This window comes from Methanosarcinales archaeon, from assembly GCA_014859725.1.
GTDB lineage: Archaea > Halobacteriota > Methanosarcinia > Methanosarcinales > Methanocomedenaceae > Kmv04.
The window spans coordinates 1-2,120 of sequence record JACUTQ010000259.1 but is presented as its reverse complement, the minus strand read 5'-3'; the positions used below and the strand labels follow the sequence as shown (position 1 = coordinate 2,120).

Here is a 2,120-nt window from a genome sequence, read left to right as displayed (position 1 = left end):
TAATTCCTCCAATGTCTTGGTTGTTCTCTTTCTCTTTTATGCTTCAAGGCACGCGCCACTAAAAGACCTGTATCAAGCCCCAGGTCATCTGCCACAGCCCGGCATTTTGTCCTGAGCATATAGGCGATCGGGTAGTAGCCATATTCTGACATGGTCTCGTAATTGGCCATACCTTTACTGATAATAAGTGATGCCCTGCCAAAAGCCTCCACCAACTCAGGAGGTGCTTCTTCAAGACATACCCCAATGGCATTGGAACCTGTAGTTAGCACCCTGTCTGCTTCGATATCGTGTTCCTCGATATCTTCCATTGTGGCATCATTGAGCATAGGCGCACCTCTCACCACCAGAGTTACTTTTCCACCCAGTCCTTTAATCTGATTTATTACCAGTGTATCAAGCAGAATCTCACCGGCATTGTCAGCAATATAAACCACATCATTCAAAAGCGGCATCATTTTTTCAGTGTCGTCAACATCCAGACCCTGGCTGTACAACCGTCTGAACTCTTCTTCGAATATTTCTTCCTTGACATCAAAACCTTCCACACCAAAATCCAGTGAATTACCAATAGTTGCTACTACCACTGCCCTGTGGAAGGCATCAATTGAAATTTCATCTCCAACTATTGAGCGGGCCAGGGGCATCAGATCAATCGCAATCCCTCTACTCAGCAGTTTTATCTCCAGGTATGGATCAGGGTCGTCAAGTGCCTTATAGGCCTGACGGTGGACTGCTGTTGATATCCTTGCCGCCAGCTCACCGGGTTTGAAGGTGCGATGCAGTGCATCCAGTCCTGCTATTACGGCTTTGCCTATGGTTTCAGGATCATCTGTACTTAATTCGGCCTCATAATGCACCCTCATGAGCAGACAGTGGGCACACCTGGGGTCTATCTTCAAAAGTTCTCACCTTTTCAGCAAAATTAATATCAGTGCGATGACAATACTTAATTGGTGATAAATATGTCGGAGCAAGAACCAAAGAATAGTAGTGAATGGGAAGCTATTGCAGATAAGAAGTTTGAAGAGATCAAAGAATCCATCAAGAGAATGGAACAAAAAGGTACTACTCAATCTGTTGAAAAGAATATACGTGATGCAGCACGTGGATTCGGAGATATGATCATCTCACTTGGTGGTCTTACATATGGTGTGGTAAGCAGTGTGGCAGATAAGACTACAGGCGAGGATGCTGGTAAACTGCAGCAGGATCTGACCAAAAAGGCAAATGAGGCCCGGGATGCTATTGCAGATGAGATGGAAAAAGCTGCCAGTAAGTTAAGGTCTGAGAAAAAGGAGTAATAATAGTAATCTCATCCGTTCTGTTAATTGATATAGCTCACACTGGACCTGTCAAATCCTTCCACCAGCTCGATATGCATATCATCAGGTTTCCAGGAAATATCCGGATAGGCCAGGTTCGGGATAAAACGGTTAGTATCCTCTGCTATCCGGGTGACCAGGTGATCCTTGCCAAATAAGGACCTGGATATCTCATACACCTTTTGCCGCACAAATTCCTCGTTCAAATATCCCAGTGAATGTATATATTCATGCAGCAGTACATGGAAAGCATAGGGTTTGTACAGTGCAGGTTTTGTCTCTTTTATCCTCAGCAGGGGTATTTTGTTCATTACGATAAAGTTAGACCCGATAGTAAAGAACGCTCCAAAGAATCCCCCAGGATGGTTGCCAAGGTTTGCCAGGCCCAGCATGAGACCTCCCCTGCTTTGTGTTTCGCTCATCCAGACCGCTTCCTTGACCACTTCGAAGATGTCCGCCAGGGTGTGGGCATGTTCCAGCCGGATGGCAAAATCGATCATTTTCTTGGGTTTTTCATGTGTCATTTGTGTATCCAATACGATCTGTTCGAACAATACGAACATATGTCTTATTGAAACCAATGATTATATATTTTTTGGTAAATAAATCAGCTGATCTGGCGTACACCCTGCCGTACATTCTTGAAATTACCACCATGATATAAAAGTATCCCGGCTATTATGTTAGTGGCTTCATTGGAGAGAGCAGATAATAATTGGGAGTAGATCAGCGTTATAATGATCCCTGCCAGTCCTTGAATGAACATCTCTCCCAGATCATCAATCAGATTCAACC

4 protein-coding genes are annotated in these 2,120 nt (G+C 44.3%); 1 reads left to right on the top strand and 3 read right to left on the bottom strand.

Features of this window, described 5'->3' with window-relative positions; all coding sequences use genetic code 11:
- A partial coding sequence (locus IBX40_13035) for a DUF89 family protein (protein MBE0525235.1) occupies positions 1-902 on the bottom strand: 902 nt, incomplete at its 3' end.
- Between the two features lie 63 nt (positions 903-965).
- Here IBX40_13035 and IBX40_13030 point away from each other — a divergent pair.
- Positions 966-1,304, top strand: a complete 339-nt coding sequence (locus IBX40_13030) for a hypothetical protein (protein ID MBE0525234.1) — start codon at positions 966-968, stop codon at positions 1,302-1,304.
- Between the two features lie 23 nt (positions 1,305-1,327).
- Here the strand turns inward: IBX40_13030 and IBX40_13025 are convergent, their stop codons facing one another.
- Positions 1,328-1,849 (bottom strand): hypothetical protein, encoded by a 522-nt coding sequence (locus IBX40_13025; GenBank protein MBE0525233.1) that lies wholly within the window; start codon positions 1,847-1,849, stop codon positions 1,328-1,330.
- Positions 1,850-1,932: 83 nt separating this feature from the next.
- Positions 1,933-2,120 (bottom strand): hypothetical protein (locus IBX40_13020; protein MBE0525232.1); only part of this gene is annotated, 188 nt, incomplete at its 5' end.